The sequence below is a fragment of the Amycolatopsis sp. CA-128772 genome, from assembly GCF_002904295.1.
Taxonomy (GTDB): domain Bacteria; phylum Actinomycetota; class Actinomycetes; order Mycobacteriales; family Pseudonocardiaceae; genus Amycolatopsis.
Window position 1 is genome coordinate 163636 of the sequence record NZ_PPHG01000029.1, and the last position, 6204, is coordinate 169839.

Sequence of the window (6204 nt, forward strand, 5' to 3'; positions counted from 1 at the left end):
AGGACACCAAATGCCGAAGATGAAGACCCACAGCGGGACGTCCAAGCGCATCCGCAAGACGGGGACGGGCAAGCTGCGCCGCCAGATGACCGGCCGGCGCCACCGCATGGAGAAGAAGTCCAGCCGCGTGACCCGCCGTCTCGAGGGCACCACCGAGGTGTCGAAGACCGAGGCCGGCCGGCTCAAGCGCCTGCTCGGCATCTGATCCCGCAGAACTTGCTGTAACCACCCGGGGCGTCCCCCTCGCCCCCTGAGATCGACAGGATGGACCCGTGGCACGCGTCAAGCGGGCGGTCAACGCCCAGAAGAAGCGTCGCGCAACTCTCGAACTGGCCAGCGGCTACCGCGGCCAGCGTTCGCGGCTGTACCGCAAGGCCAAGGAGCAGACGCTTCACTCGCTCAACTACGCCTACCGGGACCGCCGTGCCCGCAAGGGTGACTTCCGCCAGCTGTGGATCACCCGCATCAACGCGGCCGCCCGTGCCAACGGCGTGACCTACAACCGGTTCATCCAGGGCATCAAGGCCGCGGGTGTCGAGGTCGACCGCAAGATCCTCGCGGACCTCGCCGTCAACGACGCCGCCGCCTTCACCGCGCTGGCCGAGCTCGCCAAGGCCAACGTGAACACCGGCGAAGCGAAGTCGGCCTGACCGGCAGCTTTCCCCGACCCGGGGCGGATCCGTTCACCGAACGGACCCCCCGGGTCGTTGCTGCGCGCAAGCTGACGCGGCGCGCGGAACGCGACAAGGCCGGCCGGTTCCTGGCCGAAGGCGCCAACGCTGTCGAGGCCTCGCTCGCCGACGGCACGGTGCACGAGCTGTTCGTCACCGCCCGGGCGGCGGAGCAGCACGCGGACCTGGTGGACGCGGCCCGCGCGGCCGGCGTCGGCGTCTCGCCGATCACCGACCGCGCCGCCGATGGCCTGTCGGAAACCGTGACGCCGCAAGGCATCGTGGCCGTCTGCGCGCTGGTGGACCGCCCGCTCGACGAGGCGGTGACCCCCGCCGCCCGGCTCGTGGTCGTGCTGGTGGACGTCGCCGACCCCGGCAACGCGGGCACGGTCATCCGGGTCGCCGACGCGGCCGGCGCCGACGCGGTGATCCTGGCGGGCGACACGGTTGACCCCCACAACGGCAAGTGCGTCCGCGCCGCCGCCGGCAGCCTGTTCCACCTGCCGATCGCGCGCGTCCGCGACGTCCCCGCCGCGCTGGCCGCCTGCTCGGCCGCGGGCCTGCGGACGTTCGCCGCCCACGGCTACGCCGACGCCGAACTCGATCGGGTGGACCTCGGCGCGCCGACCGCCTGGGTGTTCGGCAACGAGGCCCACGGCCTGCCCGCCGACGTCCTCGACCGGACCGACCTCGCAGTCCGCATCCCCCTGTACGGCCGGGCGGAAAGCCTCAACCTGGCCACCGCGGCGGCCGTCTGCGTCTACACGAGTGCGATGGCGGTGCGGCGCTGACCGGCCAGTAGGCTGCCGCGGTATCCATTGTGGCCATCGGGGGGATCCATGGGCAGGCTTGCTCGGTCGTACGCGTTGTTCGTCGCTTCGTTCCGGGTGCTGCGCGCCCACAAGGGCCTGGCGTGGTTCCCGGTGCTCGGCGGGATCGCCGGGCTGCTGGTCGCCGCGGCGTTCCTGACGCCGGCCTTCTTCGCGTCGCACGCCGAGATCACTGAGCACGGCCGGCTCACCGCCGGGTCGTGGGTGCTGCTCGGCGCGTTCTACCTCGTCTCGGCGTTCGTCACCATTTTCTTCAACGCCGCCTTGATCTCCCAGGCCGACCTCGCCCTGCGCGGCGACGGCGGCGTACCCGGCATCGGTGCCGGGCTGGCCGCGGCGAGCCGGCGGTGGCCGGCGCTGCTGGGCTGGGCCGGCGTCACCGCGACGGTCAGCCTCATCCTGCGGACGGTGGAGGAACGGCTCGGCTTCCTCGGCGGCATCGTCAGCAGCCTGGTCGGCCTGGCCTGGCGGTTCACCACGTTCCTCGTGCTGCCGGTCGTCATGCTCGAAGGCGCCGGGGTCCGCGGCGGCGTCAAGCGTTCGGTCGAGCTGTTCCGCCGCACCTGGGGCGAGAACGTCGCCGGCGCCGCGGGCCTCGGCGTGATCGGGTTCCTGCTCACCCTCGCCGGCTTCGTCGTGTTCCTCGGGGCCGGCTTCCTGCTCGGCGGCACGGCCACGGTGTTCGTCGCGGTCGGGCTGGCGCTCGTCTGGACCCTGCTGGTGGCGGTGTTCACCACCACGTTGTCCGGCATCTACCAGACGGCGCTGTACCGCTACGCCGCCGACGGCGTGGTGCCCGGCGAGTTCGCGTCGGTCGGCTTCGCGGAGGCGTTCCGCGCGCGCTGACCGTGCGTCCGCACGCTCCCGGGGCGACCGGGGGCGCGCGGACCCGATCCCATAGACTTTTCCCGCCTTTGACCTCTCGCGTGCCGTGTGCGGCGGAGCGCGAACGACCAGTCCCAGCGGACGCCGAGGAGTTATGTCCGGAGCCACGGAGAAGGAAGCCCAGGGCGCGGTGCTCGCCCCCGAGACGCTGCAGGAGGCGGTCAAGGCCGCCCAGGTGGCGTTCGCCGCCGCGACCGGGCTCGAAGCGCTGGCCGAGGTCAAGCCGGCGCACCTCGGCGACCACGCGCCCCTGCTGCTGGCGCGTCGCGAGATCGGCGCCCTGCCCAAGCAGGAGAAGGCCGAGGCCGGCAAGCGCGTCAACGAAGCCCGCCAGGCCGTCCAGGCGGCCTTCGACGCGCGCCGCGCCGAGCTGCAGGTGGAGCGCGACGAACGCGTGCTGCGCGAGGAGGCCGTCGACGTCACCCTCCCGTGGGACCGCGTCCCGCGCGGGGCCCGGCACCCGATCAGCACCATTTCCGAACGCGTCGCGGACGCCTTCGTCGCGATGGGCTACGAGATCGCCGAGGGCCCGGAGCTCGAAGCCGAGTGGTTCAACTTCGACGCGCTGAACTTCGGCAAGGACCACCCGGCTCGCCAGCTGCAGGACACGTTCTACGTCGGCGACGAGGACTCCGGCCTGGTGCTGCGCACGCACACCTCGCCGGTCCAGGCCCGCACGCTGCTGCACCGCGACCTGCCGGTGTACGTCGTCTGCCCCGGCCGGACGTACCGCACCGACGAGCTGGACTCGACCCACACCCCGGTGTTCACCCAGGTCGAAGGTCTCGCGGTGGACAAGGGCATCACCATGGCCCACCTCAAGGGCACGCTGGACGCTTTCGCCCGCGCGATGTTCGGCGAGAACTCGAAGACCCGGCTGCGCCCGCACTTCTTCCCCTTCACCGAGCCGTCCGCCGAGGTGGACGTCTGGTTCGAGGAGAAGAAGGGCGGCCCCGGCTGGGTCGAGTGGGGCGGCTGCGGCATGGTCAACCCGAACGTGCTGCGCGCCTGCGGCGTCGACCCCGAGGTGTACTCGGGCTTCGCTTTCGGCATGGGCATCGAGCGCACCCTGCAGTTCCGCAACGGGATCCCGGACATGCGCGACATGGTGGAGGGCGACGTCCGCTTCACCCTTCCCTTCGGAACGGAGGCGTAGTGCGAGTCCCAGTCAGCTGGCTGACCGAACACCTCGATCTCGCTGAGGAGGTCACGCCGCAGGACCTGGCCGACGCGTTCGTCCGGATCGGCATCGAGGTCGACGACCTGAGCGAGCTCGGGCCGGTGACCGGCCCGCTGGTCGTCGGCCGGGTCGCCGAGGTCGAAGAGCTCACCGAGTTCAAGAAGCCGGTGCGCTTCTGCCGCGTCGACGTCGGCGAGCCCGCCGACGAAGCCGGGGACCTCGACGAACTCGACGACGACGAGGACGAAGACGACGAAGCCGGCGAGCTCGACGAGGGCCCGCACGGCATCAAGACCCGCGGCATCATCTGCGGCGCGCGCAACTTCACCGAGGGCGACCTGGTGGTCGTCGCGCTGCCCGGCGCGGTTCTGCCCGGCGACTTCACCATCGCCGCCCGCAAGACCTACGGCCGGATCAGCGACGGCATGATCTGCTCGGCCCGCGAGCTCGGCCTCGGCGACGACCACACCGGCATCCTGGTGCTGCCCTCGGGCACGGCGAGCCCGGGCGACGACGCGAGCGAGCTGCTCGGCCTCGGCGACTCGGTGATCGAGCTGACCCCGACCCCGGACCGCGGCTACGCGTTGTCGATCCGCGGGCTGGCCCGCGAGCTGTCGAACGCGCTGGACGTGCCCTTCGGCGACCCGTCCCTGCTGGAGGTCCCGGCGGCCGAGGGCGACGCCTGGCCGGTCCACGTCGAGGATCCGGAGGGCTGCCCGCGGTTCGTGCTGCGCCGGGTCACCGGCCTGGACGCGACGGCGCCCAGCCCGTGGTGGATGCGGCGCCGGCTGATGCTGGCCGGCATCCGGTCGATCTCCCTGGCCGTGGACGTCACGAACTACGTGATGCTCGAACTCGGGCACCCGCTGCATGCGTTCGCCACCAAGGCCATCCAGGGCGACCTGGTGGTCCGCCGGGCGAAGCCGGGCGAGAAGCTGACCACGCTGGACGACGTCGAGCGCGCGCTCGACCCGGACGACATCGTCATCGCCGACGACAGCGGGGTCATCTCGCTGGCGGGCACGATGGGCGGTGCCAGCACCGAGATCACGACGGAGAGCACCGACGTCCTGCTCGAGGCGGCGCACTGGAACCCGGCCGCGATCAGCCGCACGGCCCGCCGGCACAAGCTGTTCTCCGAGGCGGCCAAGCGGTTCGAGCGGTTCACCGACCCGCAGCTGTGCGCGGCGGCGGTCGAGCTGGCGGCGCGCCTGCTGCGCCAGTACGGCGACGCCGCGATCCAGCCCGGCCGCACCGACGAGGGCGTGGTCGAGCCGAACCCGCCGGTCGTGATGCCGATCAACCTGCCGGACAAGGTGGCGGGCGTGAGCTACCAGCGCGGCGTGACGGTCCGGCGGCTGACCCAGATCGGCTGCAAGGTCACGGTCAGCACGGGCGACGACGGAACGGGACTGGTCACGGCGATCCCGCCGTCCTGGCGCGGCGACCTGCGCCAGCCGGCGGACCTGGTCGAGGAGGTGCTGCGGCTGGAGGGCTACGACAGCATCCCGTCGACGCTCCCGGCGGCCCCGGCCGGCCGCGGCCTGACCGACGCCCAGCGCCGGGTCCGCGGGGTGGCCCGCGCCCTGGCCGAGGCGGGCTACGTCGAGGTCCGCCCGTTCCCGTTCGTCGGCGACGCGGTCTGGGACGCTTTCGGCCTGCCGGAGGACGACATCCGCCGCAACGCGATGGTGGTCCGCAACCCGCTGGAGGCCGACCGCAACCGCCTGGCGACGACGTTGCTCCCGGGCCTGCTGGACACGCTGCAGCGCAACGTGTCCCGCGGGATGAAGGACGTCTCGCTCTACCACATCGGCCAGGTGGTCCTCCCGGCCCCGAACCCGCTGAAGGTCCCGGACCTCGGCGTCGACCGGCGGCCGTCGGACGAGGAGCTGGCCCTCCTGGAGGCGGCGGTGCCGCAGCAGCCCCTGCACGTGGCGGTGGTCCTGGCGGGCAACCGGCGCCGAGCGGGCTGGTGGGGCGCGGGCGAGCCGGCGAACTGGGCCGACGCGGTCCAGGCGGCCCGCACGGTCGCGGAGGCCGCGGGCATCGAGCTGACGGTCCAGGCGGCCGACCTGCCCCCGTGGCACCCGGGCCGCTGCGCCCAGCTGCGCGTCGGCGACTGGCCGGTCGGCCACGCGGGCGAGCTGCACCCGAAGGTGGTCGAGGCCCTGGGCCTGCCGCCCCGCACGGTGGCGATGGAGCTGGACCTGGACGCGATCCCCCTGCCGGACGCCCGCCCGGCCCCGAGCGTCTCGGGCTACCCCCCGGTCCTCCTGGACGTGGCCCTGGTCGCGGCGGCGGACGTGCCTTCGGCGGACCTGGCAGAAGTGCTGCGTTCGGGCGCGGGCGAGCTGCTGGAGGAGATCACGCTGTTCGACGTGTACGCGGGCGAGCAGGTGGGCGAGGGCAAGCGATCGCTGGCGTACAAGCTGCGTTTCCGCGCCCCGGACCGCACCCTGACGGTCGACGAGGCCACCAAGGCCCGCGACGCGGCAGTGGCCGCGGCCGGCGAGCGTTTCAGCGCAACGCTGCGCGCCTGACGGCGCCGCAGGACGCTGGGTGAGGGGCCGGGAAACCGGCCCCTCACCGCATTTCCAGCCCTTTCGCCTTCCAGACCCGCGAGCCGACCGCCCAG

6 protein-coding genes are annotated in these 6204 nt (G+C 72.8%); all 6 read left to right on the forward strand.

The window, feature by feature from the left end; all coding sequences use genetic code 11:
- Positions 1 to 10: 10 nt before the first annotated feature.
- On the forward strand, positions 11 to 205 hold the full coding sequence (gene rpmI / locus C2L59_RS14730; protein ID WP_013227847.1) for a 50S ribosomal protein L35: 195 nt from the start codon (positions 11 to 13) through the stop codon (positions 203 to 205).
- A gap of 67 nt (positions 206 to 272) precedes the next feature.
- Positions 273 to 650: a 50S ribosomal protein L20 gene (gene rplT / locus C2L59_RS14735; protein WP_004559056.1), complete on the forward strand. Its 378-nt coding sequence runs from the start codon at positions 273 to 275 to the stop codon at positions 648 to 650.
- The gene (locus C2L59_RS14740; protein ID WP_255410265.1) at positions 647 to 1462 is read left to right on the forward strand and encodes an RNA methyltransferase; all 816 of its coding nucleotides are present in this window, start codon (positions 647 to 649) and stop codon (positions 1460 to 1462) included. The genes rplT and C2L59_RS14740 overlap by 4 nt, the downstream gene beginning before the upstream one ends.
- A 48-nt stretch (positions 1463 to 1510) precedes the next feature.
- Complete coding sequence (locus C2L59_RS14745) at positions 1511 to 2347, forward strand: DUF6159 family protein (RefSeq protein ID WP_103350064.1); 837 nt, start codon at positions 1511 to 1513, stop codon at positions 2345 to 2347.
- Between the two features lie 133 nt (positions 2348 to 2480).
- On the forward strand, positions 2481 to 3542 hold the full coding sequence (gene pheS, locus C2L59_RS14750; RefSeq protein ID WP_103350065.1) for a phenylalanine--tRNA ligase subunit alpha: 1062 nt from the start codon (positions 2481 to 2483) through the stop codon (positions 3540 to 3542).
- Entirely contained in the window at positions 3542 to 6109 is a 2568-nt protein-coding gene (gene pheT / locus C2L59_RS14755; protein WP_103350066.1) for a phenylalanine--tRNA ligase subunit beta, read from the forward strand. The genes pheS and pheT overlap by 1 nt, the downstream gene beginning before the upstream one ends.
- Positions 6110 to 6204: the final 95 nt, after the last annotated feature.

Excerpts from the sequence above, each read along its gene's own strand:
- pheS (WP_103350065.1), top strand. The coding sequence starts at position 2,481 with ATGTCCGGAGCCACGGAGAAGGAAGCCCAGGGCGCGGTGCTCGCCCCC.
- rpmI (WP_013227847.1), top strand. The coding sequence starts at position 11 with ATGCCGAAGATGAAGACCCACAGCGGGACGTCCAAGCGCATCCGCAAG.
- C2L59_RS14745 (WP_103350064.1), top strand. The coding sequence starts at position 1,511 with ATGGGCAGGCTTGCTCGGTCGTACGCGTTGTTCGTCGCTTCGTTCCGG.